Raw genomic sequence first — 22,375 nt, 5'->3', positions numbered from 1 at the left:
TCATGGGAGTGGGACGCCGTTGATATCGCTCATTTGCTCTGACGCGCCGCGTCCGCTAACCCGCGTGCATCAGGAGGCTTCCATGGGCAAACGAACCATCGCTCTGACGGCTGCGATCGCCGCCATGTTGTCCGCGACATCTGCCTACGCCCAGGACTCCGAGTCCGGGGCTTCCGGCTCGTTCTCGCTTTCCACCGAAAGTGGCGCGAGCAGCGAAGGCTCGAGCACGTCGGGCAGCTGGCTGTCGCACTACACGCCGGAGTCGGGTCTCATCGAGCTCGGACTCTTCGGAGGCGTGTTCTTGCCCGCCCGGGATCACAACCTGCGGGGTCCCGGAGAACCGTTCATTCGCTTCAAGCGCGTGGCGCCGGAGATCGGACTGCGGGCGGCGTACTTCCCGCTGAGCTTCCTCGGCGTGGAGGGCGAAGGCGCGGTGATGCCCACCAAGGACGAAAACGGCGGCAGCGCCACGCTGTGGGCGCTCCGGGCGCACGCCATCGGCCAGCTTCCCGGCTATCGCATCACCCCCTTTGCCCTGGTGGGCATGGGCCGTCTCGGCGCCAAGACCGACAACATGGGCAGCGACGGCGATCCGTCCTTCCACTTCGGTATCGGCGTGAAGGCCGCCATCACCAAGATGCTCTCGGTGCGCATCGACGGCCGCGACAACGTCACCAGCGCCAATCCCGACATTCGCGATGGCAAGTCCGACGACGCCCATCACCCCGAGGTGCTGCTCGGCTTGAGCCTCACCCTGGGCCGTTCCGCCGAGAAGGCCCCGCCGGCGGGCCCAAAGGACACGGACGGCGACGGCTTCATGGATCCGGACGACAAGTGCCCGACGGAGCCGGGCGTGGCGCCGGACGGCTGCCCGGTGAAGGACACGGACGGCGACGGCTTCATGGATCCGGACGACAAGTGCCCCACGGAAGCCGGCGTGGCGCCGGACGGCTGCCCGGTGAAGGACACGGACGGCGACGGCTTCATGGATCCGGATGACAAGTGCCCCACGGAGCCGGGCGTGGCGCCGGACGGCTGTCCGGTGAAGGACACGGACGGCGACGGCATCCTCGATCCCGACGACAAGTGCCCGAAGGAGCCCGAGACCAAGAACGGCTTCCAGGACGAGGACGGCTGCCCCGACGAGATCCCCGAAGAGGTGAAGAAGTTCACCGGCGTGATCAAGGGCATCGAGTTCGACAAGAACAAGGCCACCATCCGTCCGACGTCCTTCAAGCTGCTGGACGCCGCGGTGAAGGTGCTGACCGACTATCCGGATCTGCGCGTGCTCATCACCGGTCACACGGACAGCGACGGCACCGCCGAGCACAACAAGAAGCTCAGCGGCGACCGCGCTGACTCCGTGAAGCAGTACATGGTGAACAAGGGTGTCAGCGAGGATCGCATCGAGACCCGCGGCGCGGGCGAAGACGAGCCCATCGCCGACAACAAGACCAAGGCGGGCAAGCAGCAGAACCGCCGCATCGAGTTCAAGCTGATCCAGAAGTAACCCCCTGAAGAACGCGACGGCGCTCGGTGAATGCCGAGCGCCGTCGTGGTACGAATCGGCCCATGGCTTGGCGACGGATGCTGCTCGCCCTGGTGCTGGTGCTCGCCGCCTGCACCAAGCAGCGGCCGGAGCGCGCGCCGGGCGAGACGGACATCGTCGTCAGCGAGGTGGCCATCGTCGCGCCTGGCGGGGGCGAGCCGAAGCTCGACGACGAAGAGCTGTTCATGCTCCTCGGCCTGCGCACGGGCAACGCGCTGGTCACGCATCGCTACTTCAACGAGTTCAAGCTGGCCGAGGACCGCCGGCGCATTCGCTCCTTCTGGCAGACCTACGGCTACTTCGACGTGCAGGTGAGCGAGCCCAAGGTCGAGTTCGCCGCGGACCGCAAGAGCGTGAAGGTCACCTGGACGGTGACCGAAGGAACGCCGTATCACATCGCCAGCGTGCACCTCGAGCGCGCTCCGCCGGGGCACGAGCGCGAGCTCCGAGCGCTGATCCCGTTCCACGCGGGGGACGAGGTCGATCTCGAGACCTACCGCCACGTGCGCCTGGCCATGGCGGAGGCGCTGCAGCGCGACGGCTTCGGTCACGCCATGGTCATCAGCCGCGCGTTCGTGGACCGTGAACCGAAGGCGGTGCACTGGTACTACTGGGTGGACCAGGGCCCCAAGACTCGCGTCGGGCGCGTGGTGGTGGAAGGCGCCGTGCGCGCGCCCGAGGACAAGGTGCTCGAGCGCATGGGCATCGTGCCGGGCAAGCCCTACAGCCTGGCCCTGAAAGAAGACTCGGAGATCGATCTGCTGGACACCGGGGACTACGCCTCGGTCTCTGTCAAGCCCACCGCCAACGTGGAGCGCGTGCTGCCCGGGGAGCGGCCCGAGACCGGCGGACAGCTCTCGGCGGAGCAGGTCGACAAGAACGGCAACCTGGTGCCTCGCACGCTGCCCGAGGACGTGGACGTTCGCGTGGTGGTGGTGGAAGCGCCGCGAGCCCAGCTCCGCCTGCGCGCCGGCGCCGAGGCGGATCCGACGCGCGCCGACGTGTACGCCGAGAGCCGGCTCTTCCTCCGAGATCTGTTCGGGCCCTGGCACCATCTGGAGATCGCCGGAGGCGCCGGCTACGGCCACATCTTTTCCGACGACGAGGACGAGCCCGGCGGTGTCTATGGTCACGCCCTGCTCCGCTACCTGAGACCCGGTTTGTTGGGGCGCCGCGGGGACTTCCGTTTGAGCGCGAGCTATCGCGACACTTTGTTTCCCGGTTTCCTACTGCGCGAAGTCGCGGCGGGGCCCGGCGTGCGCACCACCCTCGCTCGCGGTCTGTTCTGGGACGTCGACGCACTGTTCCACCTCGAGCACGCCCTCGACTTCGGCCCCTTCGACGCCGCCACGCGGGATCGCTTCGATCTGCCCGCGGAGGACACGCCGCGGGGCGCGGAGCTCGAGACGTCAGTCACCTGGGACGCTCGCGACGACGGCGTGGAGCCGAAGCGCGGTCACTTCATGGCGCTGCGCGCGGCGTACTTTCCCGGCGGGTCGCTCGGCAGCGCACAGGTGCTGCGCTTGGACCCGGATCTGCGCGGCTTCATTCCGTTCGGTGAGTCGTGGTCGCTGGCGGCGCGGGTGAGCGGCGGCTTTGCCACGCTTGCCACGAGCGACGGCGTGCCCGTCGCGGAGCGGCTGTTCGGCGGCGGCGCCTGGGGCATGCGCGGCTACGGACGCCAGCGCCTCGCGCCGTCGGCGCCTTGCGCCGCGGGCGCCTCCTGCACGGACGAGCTGGTCGGCGGGCGCAGTCTGCTGGAGGCGTCGCTGGAAGCGCGGTTCCTTCCGTTTCGTAAGCCCATCGGCCTGTCGCTCTTCGCCGACGCCGGTGGCGCCGGTCGCGAGCTGAATCCCTTCGATACCGGCGTTTCCGTGGCGCTCGGTCTCGGTCCGCGGCTTCGGCTCTGGTACCTGCCCATCTCGCTGGATGCCAGCTACCGGCTGCTCGTGGACGACGAGCCCCAGCCCGCCGGCAAGCTCTCCTCCTATCTGGTATTCCTGAGAATCGGGGAGGCGTTTTGAGCGATTCACGAGCACGGCGAGCGATTCGATGGGGCCTGCGCGGTCTCGGCGCGATCGTGATCCTGCTCGTGGTCGCCCTCTTGGCGCTGCACTCGGGGCCCGGCAAGCGCTTCGTGCGTCACAAGGTGGAGAGCGCCCTGGGCGAGCGCGTGAACGGCAGCGTGAAGCTCGGGCGCCTCGACTATGCCCTGTTCGGCAGCATCACCTTGGGAGATCTCGAGATCGACGATGCCAGCGGCAAGCGCGTGGTGCGTCTCTCGGAGCTCACCGTGGTGCCGAGCTGGGGCTCGCTCCTGCGAGGGGAGCTGGTCCTCGATCGGGTGACGCTTCACGGTCTGGGCCTCGAGATCGAGAAGTACGCCGACGGCACCAGCAACCTGCAGAAGCTGATCAAGCCCAAGCCCAAGAAGCCCAGCACGTCTTCCGGGAAGAAGGCGGCGCGCGCCGTTGCGGTGCGGGCCATCGAGGTAGACGGTGTGAGTGTCGGCTTGACGCAACCGAACAACGAAAAGCTGCGGGTGCTGGACCTGGCGCTCCGGGCGTCCTTCAGCGGCGTGCCCGCAGAAAAGACGCTGAAGCTCGAGGTGTCCCACTTCGGGGCCGACGTGACGCGCACCAACTCCAACATGGCGCTGGCGATCACGGGGCTCAGCACCGGAGTGAGCGCCGACCTCACCCAGGGTGCGGGCACGGTGACGCTCGCGCCCACGAAGGCCCACGTGCTCCTGTCGCGGGACAAGTCCCGCTTCGAAAAGGACATCTCGATCGGACAGCTGAGCGCGGAGCTCGGCCCCGGAGAGCTCGACGCCACTCTGGACGGCGTGGCCCTGGGCGTGCTCGCGCTCTCGTCCTTGAAGGTGAGCGGCAAGACCGAGGGCGCGGCGCTCTCCGGCGAGCAGCGCGCGACGCTCGTAGGGCTCGAGCTCGATCACCGTGAGGTGAACGGCCTCTTGGGCCGCGAGGTCCTCGCCTCGGACGTGTCGCTGGGTGGCACCGTCAGCGGACCACCGGAAAAGCTCGCCCTGGACTTCGACCTGAAGACCCAGGGCGGAACGCTGAAGCTCGCTGGCACCGTGGACGCGCGGCGCCTGGAAGATCTCAGCTACGACGTCGAGCTGACGCTGAAGGATCTGCGCACGACAAAGCTCTTGGCTTTGAAGAAAGTCCCGCCGCTGGAGCTCGACCGCCTGGCGCTGGCGGTGAAGGGTCGCGGTACCAAGAAGGACAAGGCCGACGCCAAGATCCACCTGGAGCTCGGGCCGCTGCGCGCCAAAGGCATCACCGTGGACCGCGCGGTGATGGACGCTCGGTTCGCCGAGGGCCGGCTTCGGATCGAGAGTCTGTTGGTCGAGGCACTGGACCAGGAAGTGCGCGCCAAGGGCAGCTACCGCCTGGCGGACAAGCACCTGTCCCTGGACGTGGAGCCGACGGCGGACGTGGGGCAGGCCCTGGCCAAGCTGCGCGCCGCGGGCGTGCCGATTCGCTCGAAGCTTCCTCCGGGTGGTGTGCGGGTGAAGCGCGGCGAGCTCACCGTGCACGTGGAAGGCCGGGTGGACCAAGCCTTGGAGGTCACGCTGACCAAGGGCAAGGTGCGCGTGGCCGGCGGCGTGGTGCAGATCGACGTGAATGCCTCGCTGCACAAGGGCGAGCAGAAGATGGCGCTGTCGCGGTTGGACGGCAGCGTCGAGCTGCATGGCCTCGACGTTGGGGCTCTGGCAGCGCTTTCCGGCAAGCCCGTGCGTGGAGTCGACGGCATACTCTCCGGCCGGGTCAAGCTCTCGGGAACCCGCGAAGAACCGAAGGCGAAGATCGCCCTCGACCTCGAAACCGGTCGCCGCGGCGCCCTGCGCACGGAGATCCGCGGCACCGCCGGCAAGCACCACGCGGACGTCACCATTGTCGCTCGGGAGAAGAACCCGGGACAAGAGGTGGCGCGCATCGAAGCCAGCGTTCCGCTTTCGAACGGAAAGCTGGGGAGCGGCCCCGTGCGCCTGTACGTGGACGTCCCCAAGCGCAAGCTCTCGGATCTGTCGCGCCTGTTACCGGACGCCGTCGCGGTGAAGCTCGCGCGGGTGCCGGACGGCGAGGTCCGGGTGCACGCCGACATCAAAGGAACCACCCAGAAGCCGGACGGCAGCTTCGATCTGGACGTGGTGACCGACGCTGTGCCCGGAGTGGACGCGCATCAGCGCGTGAACGTCCACGGCACCCTGAAAGACGCGCGCGTGGTCACCAAGCTCTCCGCCTGGTTGGACGAGCGTGGCGATCCGCTGGCGACCGGGAACGTGGAGGCGGAGCTCGACAAGAACCCGAGCTGGAAGCTCGATCTGGCGCTGCGCCCGCCGCCCTTGGAGAAGCTGCCGCCGGCCCTCAGGAAGGCGGGGCTCGGCGGCAAGGTGGAGCTCGACGCGCACCTCGCGGGCGATCGCCACGACGCCAGCGGTACTGTGGAGCTTCGCGCCCTCGACGTGAGCCGCGGCGGCAAGGGCCCCGTGAACGCCCGCGCCCGCGTGAAGCTCGAGCCCAGCGTCACGCGGGTCGACGTAGACGTCGCTCTCGCCGGCGTCGACACGCTGCGCCTGGACGGCACCGTCGGCGTGGCCGGCGCCGGCGTGTTGGACCGGGCACGGGAGAAGAAGCTCGGGGATCCGGCCCTCGCGCTGGTGGCGGAGATCCCGAAGACGAAGCTCTCGGCGTGGTCCAAGCTCTCCGAAAAGCTCGCCCACGCGCCGGGCAGCGCCAGCGGGCGCATCGCCATCAATGGATCGGTGAAGGAGCCGCTGGTGAACGGCGGCGTCGCGCTCACGGACTTCACCACCGCCGCCGGGGGCGAGGGGCGCGCCGCGCTAGCGCTCTCGGCGTCGCACGACGCGGTAGACGTGTCCTTCGGACTGGGCCAGCCGTCGGCCAACACGGCGCCGGTGACCCTCGCCGTGCACGCGCCGCGGGCGGAGCTGACCCAGTTCCTGTCCAAGAACGGCGGTACGGCCAACGTCACGCTTTCTGCGCGGGCCAACGACGTGGCTGTCGCCTCCTTGCTGCCCAAGGCAGACGATCGCCCCGTCGGCTTCGACGGACGCCTGGACTGGAACATGGACGGCCGTCTCGAGCTGGAAGCGAAGGACGGCAAGAAGCGCCTGGCGAGCGGAGAGCTCGACGGCAAGCTGGCCGTCACCCGCGGCGTCGTCACGCTGCCGGGAACGGATCGCCGCTACAAGGACGTGCGCCTGGCGCTGTCGTCGAATGCGAGCGCGTTATCCATCGACGCCTTGGAGCTGCACGAGTCGGATCTCCAAAAGAGCGATCGCACGCTGTCCTTGAGGGGCACGGTGGGCTGGAAGAACCTGAAGCCGGAAACCGTGGCGCTGCGGCTGGAGAGCAAGGACTGGCTGTTGTTCGGTACCGAGCTCCTGGGCAAGCCGGACGCGCCGCGCGCCACGCTGAACGCGAAGATCGCGGTGAAGGGAGATCTCACGCGGCCGCTTCGGGTGATGGACACCACCGTGGAGGCGCTGGACATGAACCTGCCGGAGCGCTTCGAAAAAGCGCACTGGCCGGAAGAAACGGATCTGGGCGACGTTGCCTACCTGGGTGATGCCGGCGTGAAGCTCGGCAAGCTCACACCGAACGCGGGCTACGTTCCGCCCGCGCCGCCGGTGCTGCCGGCGCCGCCACCCAAGCAGACGCCGGTCGCCCTCGAGCCGCTGCCCGAGTCCGGCCTGGTGATCAACGTGCACCTGCCGAACACCATTCACGTGCACAAGCCGCCCTTCGAGCTCCAGGGCACCGGGCAGCTCCGGGTGGTGCGCCGCCCGGGCGCGGCCAAGCCGGAGATCCGCGGCGCGTTGGATCTGTCCGAGGGCGCCATGCAGCTCGGTGGTCGCCTGCACACGCTGGATCCGAAGAAGCACAGCCGCATCGTGTTCAACGCCGAAAATCCCAAGGGCGCCGTCGACTTCTACCTCGTGTACGCGCCCAACGCCGCCATGCTGCGCGACGTGTCCAAGGCCAGCGCGGGGGGCGACGTCGTGCGCATGCACCTGGAAGGCCCCATCTCGAAGCCCGTGGCCACCGTCCGCGGCGTGGCCAACGCGGATCTATGGGACATGCTGCCGGTGTACAACGCCGGTCGCGTGAAGTGGAAGAGCGCGCCGGGCCTGCCCACCAGCGAGACGGTCCAGATCCCGCGACAGTACGACGTGATCCTGCTCTCGTACATGGCGCTCAACCTGCCGCACAATCTGTTCTTGGATCGCGTGAGCGCTTGGGCAGATCCGTACGACGGACCCCACGCCTACGGAAAGATCCGTCACCTGGAAGCCGAGCGCTATTCCAAGAGCGGCAAGACGCGGGTGCGCGCCACGGCGCGGCCCGAGAGCCCGGGCCGCAGCGACTCGGAGCTCGAGCTCGACTACATGCTGCTCAATCGCCCGCGGGTGAAGGCCGGCGCGGGCGTGGCCGCCGGCAACCGCGTAGGCGGCGGCCCGGCGCTCTTCTTCGAGTGGTCGAGCGACGACTGAGGGCGTCGGTCGTTGCACGACGATCGACGCATGGGCGAGCGCCGCGCCCTATCTTGGGCCTTCGAACGGATTCACGATGGACACTCCGGTCCCGCGAAAGTGCTTCTCATTTCGCGTCACGAGCGAGAGCCCGTAACGGTGAGCGGTCACGGCGAAGACGTCCGTATCGACGAGCTAGCTCACAGCGCTACCGCCGGAGACTCGTCTCGGTCACGCGGGGGACCTCGAACGAGTGCGGGCATTGCAGCAGCAAGTCAATCAAGCCCTTGTTTGGCGGTGAGTTGATGCGACGGAGCACGATGGTTTGGTCGTCCTCGACCAGCACCTCGAAATCGTCGCCTGCCTCCAAGCCAAGCTGCTCTCGTACTTCGGCGGGCAGGACGATTTGACCCTTTTTCGACAGTATCGTGGTCATGTAGGAAGATCTTCCCAATCGAGGGGTCTCGTTCAAGCGCGAGCTCGCGCCGGTCGGGGTGCGGCACAAACCGCGAGCGGAGCGCCGCTTGATGCGCCATGCATCACTCGTTGCATCATGATGCGCATGTGTTACCACTGAGGCATGCGCACGACGGTGGACATCGATGCCCGAATTCTCGAGCGGGCCAAACAGCTGGCGCGCGCGGAGGGCCGTACCCTGGGCGCCCTCGTGAGCGACGCACTGTCTGCCTACCTCGGGGCGAAGCGGAGCGCGGCAAAGGATGCCCGCTTCCAGCTTCTGGTGAGAGGTGACCCGTCGGCGCGGTTTCCGTCCGCCGAAGAGGTGCGGGCGGTGGAAGAGGACGAAGACGCCGCGAGCCTTGGTATCCCGCAGGTACGGCGCAATGCTGCTTCCTGACGTCAACGTCCTGATCTACGCCCACCGCAGGGAAGCTCCGGAGCACGACCGGTACGCTCGGTGGCTCGAGGATCTTGCCGAAGGCGCTGAGCCGTTCGCCATCTCGGAGCTGGGAGCGTCGGGGTTCGTGCGCATCGTCACCAACCCTCGGATCTGGGAGCATCCGACGACGACGCCCGACGCTTTCGAATTCGTCCGCCGGCTGCGGGACCGGTCGAACGCCCGCTTGCTGACTCACGGCGCAAGGAGCTGGGAGATCTTCGAACGGCTCTGCGTCGCAGCCAAGGCGCGCGGCAAGCTCGTCGCGGACGCGTACCACGCCGCGTTGGCCATGGAACACGGCTGCGAATTCGTGACCGCGGACTCGGACTTCGCGCGCTTCGCGGGCCTCAGGCACCGCCATCCGCTGCAGGAAGCCTGATCGAACGACGGCAGCTTCCCGCCAGGATGTCGGTCCGCCGCGGAAACATCGCGCCCGGAGCAGAGCGGCGTATGCGGGGCGTCGGCGGGAGCCACGCGGCGAGCACGCGGGAAATTCAGCCGCACCCGATCGGTCCCGCCGCCCAGATAGCAGCTGAACCTCGCCGCGCTACTTCTTCCACGGGTTTAGCACTCGAATCCCCGGGAAGCGCTCGAAGTCGACGACGTTCCGAGTCACTACCGTCATGCCGTGCACGAGCGCGCTGGCCCCAATGAGCGCATCGCGAAAAGGCGCGGGATCCGGCACGTGCAACCCGACGGCAGCGCGAGCAGCTTCCACGTCTACAGCCAGGATGCGGCCAGCAAATCCAGGAAGCACGCTACCGTCCAACCACTGACGCAGAAGTGCGCCCTTCCGGCGATCGCGACGCTCCGCAAGGCGAACCCCGTGCTCGAGCTCATGCACCGTGATGACCGAGATGAACATGGCGTTGGCGTCGGTTGCGCGAGCCCAACTCGAGACTCCCGCGTCCGCCTTGCCCGCGGCGACCTTCCGCAGCTCGGACACCACGTTCGTGTCGAGGAGGAACATCAGTCCAGCGTCGCCGGTTTCGAGCGCTCTCTCGAACGTGGCGGACTGAACGTCACGTCCGCAACGCCATGCGGCCGGCCGAGGACATCGATCAGGCTTCCCGACTGCTCCGCAAGCTTGCGGTACGCGTCGTAGCTCATCAACACGTAGGAAGGCCGACCGCGATCAGTGACTACGACGGGTCCCTCGGCCGCAGCACGTTTCGCCCGGGCGGTCTGTTGGTTGAACTCGCGACTGGTCATCTGCGTCGCCTTGCCGCGCCGTTTCTTCATTGTAGCAATGTTACTACCTTGGGCCAGGGCCGCAAGCCGCGAACCCTCGAGGAACCCCACCTCTCTGGACACTCCCGCGCGGTCGAAGGAGGGAACATCGCGAGCCGTGACTCACTCCGTCAGCTCGAAGGAGCGACCGCAGGCGGCGCACACCAGGAACGGTTCGGAGATGCCGTCGTCCACGTAGCGCACGCGCTTCGAGCTTTGCAGGCAGTGGGGACAGGTGGTGCCGTGGCGCTCGAGCCAGGCGATCGCCCCAGCGGGCGCGTGCCATGGGCGCTCCTTCACGACCCCTTCGTCGTCGCCGTGCTCCACGTCCAAGGTGAGCGTGTCGCCATCCGGCTCGAGCACCCAGTACTGGCTCAGCCGGGATCGGTAGGATGCTCCGGCCGACGTCGGCTCCACCGCTCGGCGCGCCTGCCCCGTGACGCGCAAGCGCTGTCCCGCCACGAAGTAGGACTCCTCGGCCCAGGCTGCTTCGTACTGGTCCGCGTCCGCTTCCACCTTCTCCAGCACGTCCCACAAGAGGGCCGGATCCGTGATCAGCTCCGAACGGTTCGAGCGCAGCACGACCTGGCCGCCTTCGGACATCACCTCCACGGTGCCGTCGGCGGTGTGGAGCCGGAACGGCGCGCAGCCGGACAGGCGCGCAAACGGCGTTTCGGCCCCGGCCTCGAAGACTTCCACGTCGAACGCCACGCACGTCTGTCGACTGAGCGGTGAGACCACGGCCTCGCCCATGAGCTCCACCACGCCCACCACCGTGGTGCGCCCTTCGCGTATCGGTGCCGTGGGCCCTCGCTTGGACGCCGCGCGCGCCTGCCACGTCCGGAGCGCGATCACGGCGGCCGCCGTCCCCGCGAGTCCCAACCCCAAGAGCACCGGCTCCACGCTGCCATTGGAGTCGATCCGAGGCGTCTTGTCTCGAAATGCGACGTCATTGTGACGTTCGCTGCGGGGTGGTTCCGCGGCGAACCAACAAAAATCATGCCTTTGGAGAAGGAGGAGGCGAGGGGTCGACGACAGCGCGCGTCATGCCATAGTGCGCCGCCGTGACAGACCTCGACGCACTCTTTCGACCACGTTCCGTCGCCGTGATCGGCGCTTCTCGCCGTCGCGGAACCATCGCAGGGGAGATCTTCCACAACCTTCTGGCCAACGACTTCGCGGGCGCGGTGTATCCCGTGAATCCCACGGCCGCCGTGGTGCAGTCCGTGAAGGCGTACCCCACCGTGGGCGACATCCCCGACGAGGTGGATCTGGCTCTCCTGGTGGTGCCGCGGGACAAGGTGCTCGCCGCCGTGGAGGAGTGCGGGCAGAAAGGCGTGCGAGCGCTGGTGGTGATCAGCGCCGGCTTCGGCGAGACGGGTGCGGAGGGGCGCGCGCTGCAGGACGCGATCACCCGCAAGGTGCGCGGCTACGGCATGCGCATGGTGGGGCCGAACTGCCTCGGCATCTTGAACACCGCGGAAGACGTGCGGCTGGATGCGACCTTCGCGCCCACTTGGCCGCCGGCGGGCAACGTCGCGTTCTCTTCGCAGTCCGGCGCACTGGGCCTGGCAATTCTCGACTACGCGCGGGATCTCGGCATCGGCGTGCGGCAGTTCGTGAGCATGGGCAACAAGGCGGACGTGTCCGGCAACGATCTGGTGTCGTACTGGGGCGCGGATCCCACGGTGAAGGTGATCTTGCTGTACCTCGAGAGCCTCGGGAATCCGCGGCGCTTCATGGATCTTTCCCGCAAGGTGAGCCGAGTGAAGCCCATCGTGGTGGTCAAGAGCGGTCGCACGGAAGCCGGCGCGCGGGCGGCGTCGTCTCACACCGGAGCGCTGGCGGGGCTCGACGTTGCGGTGGACGCGCTGCTCGGTCAGGCGGGCGTGATCCGCACCGACACCATAGAAGAGCTGTTCGACATGGCCATGCTGCTCGGCAACCAGCCGGTGCCCAAGGGATCGCGGGTGGCCATCCTCACCAACGCCGGCGGCCCCGGCATCATGGCGTCGGACGCGTGCGAGAGTCGTGGCCTGTCGCTACCGCGCCTGTCTCCCAAGACCGAGCAGGCGCTGCTCGAGTTCTTGCCGCCGGAGGCGTCGGTGAAGAATCCGGTGGACATGATCGCCAGCGCACCGGCGTCGTCCTACGAACGCGCTCTCGGGCTGTTGCTGGCAGACGAGCAGATCGACGCCGTGCTGGTGCTGTTCGTGCCGCCCATCGTGACCGAGCCCGCGGCCGTGGCCACGGCCATCCGTCAGGGCGCGGCCGGCGCCGAAAAGCCCGTGCTCACTTGCTTCATGGGGACGCACGGCGTGCCGGAGGCGCTGTCGTCCCTGCGGGAAGGGCGCTTTCCGTCCTACGCGTTCCCGGAGGCAGCGGCCATCGCGCTGTCGCGGGCCGTGAGCTACGGCCGCTGGCTGGCGCGCCCCGCGGGTGAGGTGCCGGAGCTCGCCGACGTGACGCCGGAGCGCGCTCAGCCCGTGCTGAAGGACGTGTCGGATGAAGGCCGCTGGCTCGACGCCAGCGAGGTGAACGAGCTGCTCGGGGCTTACGGCATCGCCATGCCGGCGACGCGCTTTGCCACCACCATGCGCGAGGCCGGCGAGGCGGCGGAGGCCATCGGCTTTCCCGTCGCTCTCAAGTTGATGAGCCGGGAGATCACCCACAAGTCCGACGTGAGCGGCGTGGTGCTGGGCCTCTTGCGGCGAGAAGCCGTGGAAGACGCGTTCGCGGGGCTCCGCATGCGTCTCGCGGAGCAGGGGCTCGACTCCAAGATGGACGGCGTCGTGGTGCAAGCGATGGCACAGCGGGGCCTCGAGACCTTCGTGGGCGTGACCCACGACGCGCAGTTCGGCCCCCTGATCGGCTTCGGGATGGGCGGCGTCTCGGTCGAGGTCTGGAAGGACGTGGTGTTCCGCGTGCCTCCGCTCACGGATCTGGATGCTCGAGAAATGCTCGACGGTATCCGCGGCTCCTGCTTGTTGGATGGCTTCCGCGGTGAGCCGCCGGCCGACCGGGAGGCGCTGGTGGACACGCTCCTGCGGATCTCCCGGCTGGTAGCGGACGTGCCGGAGATCCTGGAGCTCGACATCAATCCGCTGATCGCGCTTCCCCCCGGGAGCGGCGTGCTGGCGGTGGACGCTCGCATCCGCATCGCCAAATCCGAGCCGTCACCCTCGCGCCGCTGACCGTGGTAGCGTCCCCTCCCGAGGATGGGAGCTCTCGGGGCGCTCACGCCAGGTCAGGTCTTCGCCGGCCGGTATCGCGTTCTCGCCGTGCTGGGCACGAGCGCGACGGGCACGGTGTATCGCGTGCTCGACACCGAAGACGATCGGCTTGTCGCGCTCAAGGTGCTGAGCCTGCAGGGCCACGGAGAAAAAGAGCTCGAGCGCTTCTTGCGCGGCGTGCGTTTGGCGCGACGCATCAGCCACCCGAACGTGGCGCGCACCTTCGATCACGGCACCGAGGGCGCGCTCCATTACCTCACGATGGAGCTGGTGGCCGGCAAGAGCCTCCGGGACGTGCTGGCGGAGCGAGGCTCGCTGCCCGAGAGCGAAGCCCTCGACGTCGCCAGTCAGCTCTCCGATGGCCTGGCGGCGGCGCACAGAGCGGGCATCGTGCACCGGGATCTCAAGCCGGCGAACGTGCTGGTGGAGCCCAGCGGTCGCGTGGTGATCCTGGATTTCGGCGTCGCCCGTGAGCTGGATGGCGCTCGCGGCGCCGTGGGCACGCCGCGCTACATGGCGCCGGAGCAACTGCTCGGGCAGCGCGTCGACAGCCGCACGGACTTGTTCGCTCTGGGCCTGATCTTGTTCGAGATGCTCAGCGGCAAGGCCGTGGAGTTCAATGGCGGTGCCGCCGATAGCGGCGTGCTCAGCCGTGTGGGCGCCGTCGCTCAGGACGTGCAGAGCGTCGCCACCGTGAACGAGAGCGCGGCCAAGGTCGTGGCCAAGCTGCTCGAGACCAACCCGCAGAAGCGTCCGGGGGATGCCTCGCGGGTGAGCCAAGCGCTTCGCGCCGTGCTCGCCGGTCGGGACGCCTCCGAGCACCTGGATACATTGGTGCCGCCGCCGTCCCGGGATCCGGTCAGCCGTGATCCCGTCGATGCGCTCCTGGTCCTGCCTTTGGTTTGTCGGGGCAACGCGGAACCGGATCTCGGCGTCGCTCTCTCGGCGGATCTGGGCACCGCCCTCGCGGCCTTGCCCGGCGTGCGCGTGCTCACCGGCCCGGCCAGCGGCCGTTTCGAGCCTGGGGACGACCCGGCACAGGTCGGCGAGCGCCTGGGGGCGGCCTTCGTCGTGGACGGCAGCGTCGCGCGGCTGGACGACACCCTGAAGCTCACGGCCCGGCTCATCGAGGTCGCCAGCAACGTCGAGATGTGGCGCGACACCTGGGAAGTCGACGCCTCCGAGCTCGAGAGCCTGCAAGGGGCCGTCTGCGCCCGGGTTGCCGACGCCCTCAGTCGGCGTTTGCCCTGAGCCGCGCCCGGGCGAGGTCCGAAAAGCGGACATTGGGGGCCGCTCACTCTCCGAAACGGCCTTTGATGTCCGCTTTTCGGACAGTGCGCCGGTGTCTGTCGCAGGACAGAGCGCGGAACTTGGCCGCTGGCGCCGGAAGCTGCGAAACGTCGGACCGTGCCCCTAGATGGGGAGTCGTGTCCCATGAAGTCGCGTCTCATCGAGCCCGAGCTGGTAGCCCTCAAGAAGCTCGCTGAGGAGATGGCTGCCCGGCGCAAGGAACGCGTCTCGACGGCCCACCTCCTGGCAGCCATTGCCTCGACGCCGAGCACGGCGTCGGATCTGCTGTTGGAGAAGAAGCTCGATGGGGACGAGCTGCTTCGAAGCGCGCACGCCGCGAGCGACGAGCTCGACGATCCCATCCGCTCTGCGGTGCAGAAGTCTCGGGGCATCGCCGCGCGCATGGGCGCGCCGGTCCCTGGGGCCGTGCACTTGCTCGTGGCATTGGTGGGCGACCGCCGCACGGCGGCGCACCGCATCCTCGACCAGCGGGGCGTGGACGTGAGTCGGCTCCGGGCCTCCGCCATGAACGTGGGACTCGGACTCCGCCGCGTGGTGGGCCGCCGCGAAGCACCGGCACCCAGGGTCAGCGCTGCGGCTCCCGCCAAGCGCTCGCCGTCGGGCGTCACCATTCCCTTGTTCCCACCGTCGGCGCCGGCACCCGTGGAGAAGAAGTCGCCGCCGCCGACGCTGGTTCCGGATCCCACGGCGCCGCGTGCGCCGTCGCGGCCGCCGCCCAGTGGACGAGTGCTGTCGACCTGCCCGCTGCCGAAGTCGACCCCGAAGACCGCGGTCGCGAAGAAGAAGAAGGCGCCCACCGCCAGCCGCTTCGAGCTACCGCCGCAGAAGTTCGCGACGATCTCGTCCTTGGGGCGAAACCTGACGCTGGCCGCGGCGCGCGGGGAGCTGGATCCGGTGGTGGGGCGCCACATGGAGGTGGAGCAGGCGCTGGACGTGCTGGCCAAGCGCCAGGCGAACAATCCCATTTTGGTGGGCAACGCCGGCGTGGGGAAGACCAGCGTCGTGCGCGCCCTGGCGCAGCGCATCGCCAGCGCCGAGGACGTGGTGTCCCTCGACGATCGCGTGATCATCGAGGTGCCCATCACCGAGCTCTTGGCCGGTACCGGCGTGCGCGGCGCGCTGGCGGCACGCTTTGCGGCAATCAAGAAGGAAGTGGCCGCGGGCGAAGGCCGCGTGGTGCTGTTCTTCGACGAGATCCACCAGCTGTTCTCCGGCGAGGGCGGCGAGGAGATCTCGGCGGACCTGAAGCTGGCGTTGGCCAAGGGTGAGCTGCCCTGCATCGGCGCGACCACTCACGACGAGTACAAGAAGGTGATCGAGGGCGACCCGGCGCTGTCGCGGCGCTTCACCGCCGTGGAGGTGGAAGAGCCCAGCCGCGAGGACGCCTACCTGGTGCTCGAAGCGCTGGCGCCGAGCTTCGAGGCGCACCATCACGTCAAATACGAGGACGCTGCCCTGGCGCTGTCCATCGCCTGGTCCGTGCGCTACTTGCCGGGGCGCGCGCTGCCGGACAAGGCCGTGAGCGTCGTGGATCTGGCAGGGGCGCGCACCCGCCGCCGGGGCGGAACCACCGTCACCGTGGAGTCGGTGGCCGAAGTGGTCGCCGAGGCGGCGGACATGCCGGTCGAGCGCCTGCTCGAGACCGACGCGGATCGCATGCTCGACTTGGAGAACATCCTGGCGGCCCGCGTGGTCGGCCACCAGTCGCAGATCCGTCGTATCGCGCGCATTCTCCGGCGTAACGCCGCGGGGCTCGGCAGTCGGCGGCCGATCGGAACGTTCCTGCTCTTGGGACCCACGGGCGTGGGCAAGACCGAGACGGCCAAGGCCATCGCCGAGGTGTTGTTCCACGCCGAGAGCGCCATGACGCGCATCGACATGTCGGAGTACGGCGAGCCGCACTCGGTGGCGAGGTTGATCGGCGCGCCGCCCGGCTACGTGGGGCACGAGGCCGGCGGCCAGCTGACGGAGAGCGTGCGGCGCCGTCCGTACCAGGTGGTGCTGCTCGACGAGATCGAGAAGGCGCACCCGGAGGTGCTCGAGACGTTCCTCGGCGTCTTCGACGAGGGGCGCCTGACGGACGGCCGCGGGCGCACCGTGGACTTCACCAACACCGTGATCTTGATGACGTCCAACATCGGCGCCGAGGCGAGCGGCAGCTCGGCGCGGCGGCGGGTGGGCTTCGGCGCGGAGTCCGGGCCCAGCGCGGACGACGTGGAGCGCGGCGTGACGGCGGCAGCGCGGGCAGCGCTGGCGCCGGAGCTGTACAACCGCATCGACGAGGTGCTGGTGTTCGCGCCGCTGGGTCGTGAAGAGGTGCGCGAGATCGCGCGCAGGCTGCTCTCTTCCGTGGGGCGCGCCCTGTTCACCCAGCGCGGCGTGCGCCTGGAGCTGGACGACAGCGCGGTGGACTTTCTGCTCGACGGCGGCGGCTTCGATCCGGCGCTGGGCGCCCGGCCCATGAAGCGCACCATCGCGCGGCTGGTGGAAGCGCCGCTGGCCGAGAAGATCCTTCGGGGTGAGCTCGCGGCGGGGGACGTCGCGCTGCTCAGCGTGGAAGACGGCGAGATCGGGATCGACGTCCTGGACGGCGCGTCATCGCCCGCGGCGGAGTGAGCGCCGCCGCGTGACGAGGGCGCACAGACGACGAGGGCTGCCAGATCGAGGGTGTCCGTCGGCGGCAAGTGCACGTTCATGCCGATGGCCACCGCCGCGCACACCTCCGGAAAACGCCATGCCACGAGCCTACGCCGACGCCGCGGGCGCCGCGACGGGCATCGCGCCGCCCCAACAAAGGCAGACGCCAGGAGCCAGGGCTCGCCCTGCCCACTCCGCTCCCCCGGATCTCGACTGCTGGTGTTGTCGGTCCGCCGCGGAACCACCGCGTTCAGGCCCAACGCGTCAACACACAGAGAAGGCCAGCGCCGGGGGTGCGGCGACGGTGCGTGCAGGGGCGTCTGCGTGGTACGGATGCCGCGATGCCTTCCCGATGTCCGCCGGCGCTGAAGCCGCTCATGGTCGGCGCCGTCTTGGTTGTCGCTTCCTCTTGTGAAGCTCCGCGCAGCTCATCCCCGCCCTCCGCGCCGCAGCCCGAAGCTGTCGGCGTGGGTGTTCTTGCTGCGCCGGCGCCGCCCGACGTTCGGCACGGGCCCTGCGCCTCCGATGCGGACTGCGAGATGATCGCGCGGGGCGACTGCGGCCCCTGCGGTGAGCCGTGCGCGCTGGAAGCCGTCACACGAACGTCTGCTCAGCAGCTCAACCAGGCAATGGCAGGTCGGAATTGCCCGGAAGACCCCAACGTGGAGTGTGAACCGTGTCCGGAGCTAGAGTCTGTTGACAGTTTCTGGATGGGATTGGTGCTGAAATCCTGCCTCGATGAGAGTTTAGCTTGACATGCGTTCAGCTATTGGTAGGCTGCGCGAATGGGGGTTCGAGTCGCGCTTTCCGACGCCGAGTGGGCACACATTGCACCGTTGGTTTCCGCTCTCACGTCACGTGGTCCAAAGGGCGACGATAATCGTCGCTTCATCGAAGCAACGCTGTGGATCCTACGGACGGGCGCACCGTGGCGCGACTTGCCGGAGGTGTTTGGGAAGTGGGGCAGTGTGTATCGGCGCTTTCGGCGCTGGGCGCTGGCGGGTCGCTGGCACCAGCTTCACGAAGTGCTGCAAGTGCGGCCTTCCGATGACCTGTTGATGGACAGCACCATCGTGAAAGCGCATCCACATGCGGCGGGCGCGCTGAAAAAGGGGGCGGGCAATCATCAGAAGGTCTCGGCCGTTCTCGCGGTGGCTTTTCCACAAAGGTTCATGCGCTCGTTTCAGCCGAGGGCGCGCTGGTGCGCTTCATCGTCACGGGAGGCGAGGCGGCTGACGTGACGCAGGTGAATGCACTCGTCGTGGAGCGGGGTGCGGGACAGGCTGTCATCGCTGACCGGGCCTACGACAGCAATGCCGCACTGGCGCATATCCAGGCGTCAGGGTTCGAGGCGGTCATCCCCTCGCGCAGGAATCGCAAGGTCCAGCGCGAGCTCGACCGCGACAAGTACCGGCTCCGCAACACGGTGGAGCGCTGGTTCGGGCGAGTGAAGGCGTTTCGCCGCGTGGCCACGCGCTACGAGAAGACCACGCGGAGCTACGCCGGATTCGTGATTCTTGCGGCTGCTCGCGTTGCTCTCACGGGGTGGCCCGGGTGACTCGGCACACCACCTTCAGCTTTACGCTCCAGCCAACGCGCGAGCAGGAGGAGCTGCTCCGGCGGCACGTGGGAGCGGCGCGCTTCGGCTTCAATCAGTGCCTGCGCTTCGTCATCAACGCCCTCGAGGCCGAGGAGAAGCCGCCATGGTCGGGCTTCGATCTCATCAACGACTTCAATGAATGGAAGCGATCGGAGCGAGCCGGGGTGGACGAGGACGGGCGCGTGGGGCTCTCCTGGCGCTCCGAGGTCGTCCAGCAGGTGTTCGAAGAGGCGGCGGTCGATTTGGGGCGGGCGCTGCAAGCCTTCTCGGCGGGTCGCAAGGGAGAGCGCTCGGGTAAGCCTCCCGGCTTTCCCCAGTTTAAGAAGAGGTCGGAAGCGCGGCAGTCGTTCCGCATCCGTAACAAGAAGAACGACGTCCGCGTGGGCGAGGGCGACCCGCGCTCCGTGCGGCTGCCGAAGCTCGGCAGCATTGCCGTCCGGGAATGCACGCGCCGGCTGCGCCGCATGCTGAAGAGCGATCGCGCCAAGGTGCTGTTCGCCACGGTCAGCACCCGCGAGGGCGGCCGCTGGCGCGTGACCTTGAACGTCGAGGCCGCCGAGCTGCATCCCGCGCGGCGCCACGGCAGCGCGGAGGCTCCGCCGGTCGGCATCGACCGCGGGCTCAAGACCTTCGCGGTGCTTGCCAGCGAAAGCGGCGAGCAGGTCGAGCACATCGAAAGCCCACGTCCACTCCGCGCCGCGCTACCGAAGCTGCGGCGCAAGAGCCGCAGCCTGTCCCGGAAGCAGCCGGGCTCGCGCAATCGGTACAAGGCCCGCGCCCAGCTTGCGCGCGTGCACCAGCGCATTCGCAACATCCGACACGATTTCACCCATCGCCAATCGAGCCGACTGGCCCAGACCCACGGTCACTTGGTCATCGAAAAGCTGAGTATCTCGGGGCTCATCAAAACCCGCCTCGCCCGCGCCATCGCGGACAGCGCCTGGGCGCTGTTCGGAGCACAGCTCGCCTACAAAGCGAAGTGGTACGGCGCAACGCTCACCGTGGCTGACCGCTTCTACCCCAGCACACGCCGCTGCAGCGCGTGCGGGGCCATCGGCGAGCGGCTCGACCTCGGGGAGCGCACCTTTCACTGCAGCAGTTGTGGTCACGAGGCCGACCGCGACGAGAACGCTGCGGTGTGCTTGGCTCAGTACCCTCGCGTACTCGGCCAAGGAGACTGGCCTCCTGTCGCCGCGAAGCACGCGGAGACGCAAAACGCCTGTGGAGAGGGAAGCTCTGGCGAACCACCGCTCTTGGTGGTCCGTGAAACTACCCTCGTCGAAGCAGGAAGGGCCTATGCCCAACGCCCGAGAAGGGCGGTGTTGGCCAAAACTGTCAACACGCTTTAGTCGCCGGCTGCGAGAGCGGAGCGTGCGTGGCGCGGGGAAGGGCCCAACCCTGAGCGCCCGCCTGTGCGCCGGGCCGACGGCATCTGCCGGTATCCCGAGCGACACGATCCGGGAGACCCCGCGAACGGGGCAGCAGTCCGAGGGCGGGTCAGAGCTCGATCTGAGAGCCGACTTCCATCACGCGGTCCGCCGGCACGTTGAAGAACGCCGTGGCGCCGAGGGACGTGCGCGACAAGAAGCCGAACAGCCGCTGGCGCCAGGCCGCCATCTCGTGCTCGGCGCGCGCGAGCACGGTCTCGCGGCCGAGGAAGAACGTCGTGAACTGCAGCGGCGGGGTGGGCGTGTCTTCGCGAGCGAGGAGCTCGGGGATGTCCGGAGTCTCCATGAAGCCGAAATAGGCGATGATACGCACGAAGCCTTCGCCTAGATCTTCCACCTGAACGCGCTTGTCGTCATCCACCCGCGCGACTTCTTCCGTCACGAGGGTGAGCAGGATCACCTGCTCGTGCACAACGCGGTTGTGGTGGAAGTTGTGCATCAGCGCTGGCGGCGCGCCCTCCGGGTTGCTGGTCATGAACACGGCGGAGCCGGGGACGCGGGCCGGGCGCTCGATGCGCATCAGCTCGAAGAAGTCCGAGAGCGGCACGATCTGGCTCTTGATGCGTTCGCCCAAGAGCTCGCGCCCGCGTTTCCAGGTGGTCATCAACACGAACACGCCGCTGGCGATGAGCAGCGGGAACCAGCCGCCCTGGGCCACCTTCACGATGTTGGCACCGAAGAAGGTGACGTCCACGGTCAAGAACAAGGCGGTGAGGCCTCCGGCCGTCCACAACTTCCAGCCCCAATCGTGGCGCGCGACGATGTACGCGAGGAGGCTCGTGATCACCATGGTGGTGGTGACGGCGATGCCGTAGGCGGCGGCCAGGTTGGAAGATGTCTCGAAGCCGAGCACCAAGCCGATGGTCGCCAGCATCAGGATCCAGTTGATGCTGGGAACGTAAATCTGCCCGATCTCCTTGGCGGAGGTGTGCAGGATTTGAACTCGGGGCCAGTACCCGAGCATGGTGGCTTGCCGCGTGAGGGAGAACGCGCCCGAGATCACGGCCTGCGACGCGATGATCGTCGCCAACGTGCTGAGCAGCACCAACGGCAAGAGCGCCCAGTGGGGCACCATGCGGAAGAAGGGATTGTGCGCCGCGCTGGGGTCGGAGATGAGCAGCGCGCCCTGGCCGAAGTAGTTCAGCACCAGCGCGGGCAGCACGACGGCGAACCACATCAGCCGAATCGGACGCGTGCCGAAGTGGCCCATGTCGGCGTACAGCGCTTCTCCACCGGTGACGACCAGGAACACGGCGCCGAGCACGAGGAAGCCGTGGGTGCGGTTGTCGATCAGAAACGTCACCGCGTAGCTGGGGGACAGCGCCAAGAGCACGTGGGGGCTCTGGAAGATGTGAACGACGCCGATGACGGCGATGACCACGAACCACAGGAGCGTGATGGGGCCGAACACGGCGCCGACCCCCGCGGTTCCGCGCCGCTGAAACAAAAACAGGCCGATCAAGATGGCGATCGTGATGGGAATTACCCACTCGTCCAGGCCGTGGGCCGAGACTTTCAGGCCTTCCACCGCGCTCAGCACGCTGATGGCGGGCGTGATCATTCCGTCGCCATAGAGCAGCGCCGCACCGAACAGCCCGACCAGTACCAGCACCGCCCGCGTGCGCTTGCCGGCGTGGGACGTGCGCGCGGCCAGGGCCATCAACGCCAAGATGCCGCCTTCGCCGCGGTTGTCGGCACGCATCACGTAGCCGAGGTACTTGATGGAGATGACGCCGGTGAGCGCCCAGAAGATGAGGGACAGCACGCCGAGCACGTTGGCCTCGTTCACGGCGATGCCGTGGGCGCCGTAGAAGCACTCGCGCAGCGCGTACAGCGGGCTGGTGCCGATGTCGCCGTACACGATGCCCAACGCAGTGAGGCTCAGCGTGAGCAAGTACTTGCCCCGCGGTTTGTCGCTGGACTCTTGGGTCATGAGGGGAGCGGGA

The 22,375-nt window shown here is 68.2% G+C and carries 16 protein-coding genes; 11 read left to right on the top strand and 5 right to left on the bottom strand.

All coding sequences use genetic code 11. The features are described 5' to 3' along the window. Positions 1-82: 82 nt before the first annotated feature. The 3 genes from H6717_18315 (at position 83) to H6717_18305 (ending at position 8,093) form a co-directional block, all read left to right on the top strand. Complete coding sequence (locus H6717_18315) at positions 83-1,510, top strand: OmpA family protein (GenBank protein MCB9578990.1); 1,428 nt, start codon at positions 83-85, stop codon at positions 1,508-1,510. A 62-nt stretch (positions 1,511-1,572) separates the two neighbouring features. After that, positions 1,573-3,573 carry a BamA/TamA family outer membrane protein gene (locus H6717_18310; protein ID MCB9578989.1) on the top strand — a complete coding sequence of 667 codons (2,001 nt, stop codon included), beginning with the start codon at positions 1,573-1,575 and terminating at the stop codon, positions 3,571-3,573. Between the two features lie 56 nt (positions 3,574-3,629). After that, positions 3,630-8,093 (top strand): translocation/assembly module TamB domain-containing protein, encoded by a 4,464-nt coding sequence (locus tag H6717_18305; protein MCB9578988.1) that lies wholly within the window; start codon positions 3,630-3,632, stop codon positions 8,091-8,093. 187 nt (positions 8,094-8,280) lie between these two features. On the opposite strand, the gene H6717_18300 is transcribed toward H6717_18305, so the two are convergent. Next, positions 8,281-8,508 (bottom strand): AbrB/MazE/SpoVT family DNA-binding domain-containing protein, encoded by a 228-nt coding sequence (locus tag H6717_18300; GenBank protein MCB9578987.1) that lies wholly within the window; start codon positions 8,506-8,508, stop codon positions 8,281-8,283. 144 nt (positions 8,509-8,652) lie between these two features. On the opposite strand from H6717_18300, the gene H6717_18295 reads away from it, so the two are divergent. Together H6717_18295 and H6717_18290 are read left to right on the top strand one after the other, a co-directional pair. Continuing rightward, positions 8,653-8,928 carry a hypothetical protein gene (locus H6717_18295; protein MCB9578986.1) on the top strand — a complete coding sequence of 92 codons (276 nt, stop codon included), beginning with the start codon at positions 8,653-8,655 and terminating at the stop codon, positions 8,926-8,928. Then, positions 8,915-9,349, top strand: a complete 435-nt coding sequence (locus H6717_18290) for a type II toxin-antitoxin system VapC family toxin (protein MCB9578985.1) — start codon at positions 8,915-8,917, stop codon at positions 9,347-9,349. Before H6717_18295 ends, H6717_18290 begins: the two co-directional genes overlap by 14 nt. A 168-nt stretch (positions 9,350-9,517) precedes the next feature. Here the strand turns inward: H6717_18290 and H6717_18285 are convergent, their stop codons facing one another. From H6717_18285 to H6717_18275, 3 genes are all read right to left on the bottom strand, one after another. Further along, complete coding sequence (locus H6717_18285) at positions 9,518-9,940, bottom strand: type II toxin-antitoxin system VapC family toxin (GenBank protein MCB9578984.1); 423 nt, start codon at positions 9,938-9,940, stop codon at positions 9,518-9,520. Beyond that, positions 9,940-10,212: a type II toxin-antitoxin system Phd/YefM family antitoxin gene (locus tag H6717_18280; GenBank protein ID MCB9578983.1), complete on the bottom strand. Its 273-nt coding sequence runs from the start codon at positions 10,210-10,212 to the stop codon at positions 9,940-9,942. Before H6717_18280 ends, H6717_18285 begins: the two co-directional genes overlap by 1 nt. Positions 10,213-10,323: 111 nt before the next feature. Beyond that, the gene (locus tag H6717_18275) at positions 10,324-11,103 is read right to left on the bottom strand and encodes a hypothetical protein (protein MCB9578982.1); all 780 of its coding nucleotides are present in this window, start codon (positions 11,101-11,103) and stop codon (positions 10,324-10,326) included. 203 nt (positions 11,104-11,306) lie between these two features. On the opposite strand from H6717_18275, the gene H6717_18270 reads away from it, so the two are divergent. From H6717_18270 to H6717_18245, 6 genes are all read left to right on the top strand, one after another. Continuing rightward, positions 11,307-13,394, top strand: coding sequence for an acetate--CoA ligase family protein (locus H6717_18270; GenBank protein ID MCB9578981.1), 2,088 nt, complete (start codon positions 11,307-11,309; stop codon positions 13,392-13,394). A 24-nt stretch (positions 13,395-13,418) separates the two neighbouring features. After that, entirely contained in the window at positions 13,419-14,684 is a 1,266-nt protein-coding gene (locus H6717_18265; protein MCB9578980.1) for a protein kinase, read from the top strand. Between the two features lie 183 nt (positions 14,685-14,867). Beyond that, complete coding sequence (locus tag H6717_18260; protein MCB9578979.1) at positions 14,868-17,360, top strand: ATP-dependent Clp protease ATP-binding subunit; 2,493 nt, start codon at positions 14,868-14,870, stop codon at positions 17,358-17,360. 806 nt (positions 17,361-18,166) lie between these two features. Then, positions 18,167-18,622: an IS5 family transposase gene (locus tag H6717_18255; GenBank protein ID MCB9578978.1), complete on the top strand. Its 456-nt coding sequence runs from the start codon at positions 18,167-18,169 to the stop codon at positions 18,620-18,622. Continuing rightward, positions 18,619-18,939: a transposase gene (locus tag H6717_18250; GenBank protein MCB9578977.1), complete on the top strand. Its 321-nt coding sequence runs from the start codon at positions 18,619-18,621 to the stop codon at positions 18,937-18,939. The genes H6717_18255 and H6717_18250 overlap by 4 nt, the downstream gene beginning before the upstream one ends. Further along, positions 18,936-20,330 (top strand): transposase, encoded by a 1,395-nt coding sequence (locus H6717_18245; GenBank protein ID MCB9578976.1) that lies wholly within the window; start codon positions 18,936-18,938, stop codon positions 20,328-20,330. Before H6717_18250 ends, H6717_18245 begins: the two co-directional genes overlap by 4 nt. A 148-nt stretch (positions 20,331-20,478) precedes the next feature. Here H6717_18245 and H6717_18240 read toward each other — a convergent pair whose 3' ends face one another. After that, positions 20,479-22,362, bottom strand: a complete 1,884-nt coding sequence (locus tag H6717_18240) for a potassium transporter Kup (GenBank protein ID MCB9578975.1) — start codon at positions 22,360-22,362, stop codon at positions 20,479-20,481. Positions 22,363-22,375 lie beyond the last annotated feature (13 nt).

The organism is Polyangiaceae bacterium (assembly GCA_020633235.1).
In the GTDB taxonomy this organism is placed as follows: Bacteria; Myxococcota_A; Polyangia; order Polyangiales; family Polyangiaceae; genus JACKEA01.
This window is presented reverse-complemented; position numbering and strand designations above follow the sequence as displayed.

Bases quoted from the DNA above. Each gene is read 5' to 3' on its own strand.
- H6717_18315 (MCB9578990.1), top strand. From the start codon at position 83: ATGGGCAAACGAACCATCGCTCTGACGGCTGCGATCGCCGCCATGTTG.
- H6717_18310 (MCB9578989.1), top strand. From the start codon at position 1,573: ATGGCTTGGCGACGGATGCTGCTCGCCCTGGTGCTGGTGCTCGCCGCC.
- H6717_18300 (MCB9578987.1), bottom strand. From the start codon at position 8,508: ATGACCACGATACTGTCGAAAAAGGGTCAAATCGTCCTGCCCGCCGAA.
- H6717_18295 (MCB9578986.1), top strand. From the start codon at position 8,653: ATGCGCACGACGGTGGACATCGATGCCCGAATTCTCGAGCGGGCCAAA.
- H6717_18290 (MCB9578985.1), top strand. From the start codon at position 8,915: ATGCTGCTTCCTGACGTCAACGTCCTGATCTACGCCCACCGCAGGGAA.
- H6717_18285 (MCB9578984.1), bottom strand. From the start codon at position 9,940: ATGTTCCTCCTCGACACGAACGTGGTGTCCGAGCTGCGGAAGGTCGCC.
- H6717_18280 (MCB9578983.1), bottom strand. From the start codon at position 10,212: ATGAAGAAACGGCGCGGCAAGGCGACGCAGATGACCAGTCGCGAGTTC.
- H6717_18265 (MCB9578980.1), top strand. From the start codon at position 13,419: ATGGGAGCTCTCGGGGCGCTCACGCCAGGTCAGGTCTTCGCCGGCCGG.
- H6717_18260 (MCB9578979.1), top strand. From the start codon at position 14,868: ATGAAGTCGCGTCTCATCGAGCCCGAGCTGGTAGCCCTCAAGAAGCTC.
- H6717_18255 (MCB9578978.1), top strand. From the start codon at position 18,167: ATGGGGGTTCGAGTCGCGCTTTCCGACGCCGAGTGGGCACACATTGCA.
- H6717_18240 (MCB9578975.1), bottom strand. From the start codon at position 22,362: ATGACCCAAGAGTCCAGCGACAAACCGCGGGGCAAGTACTTGCTCACG.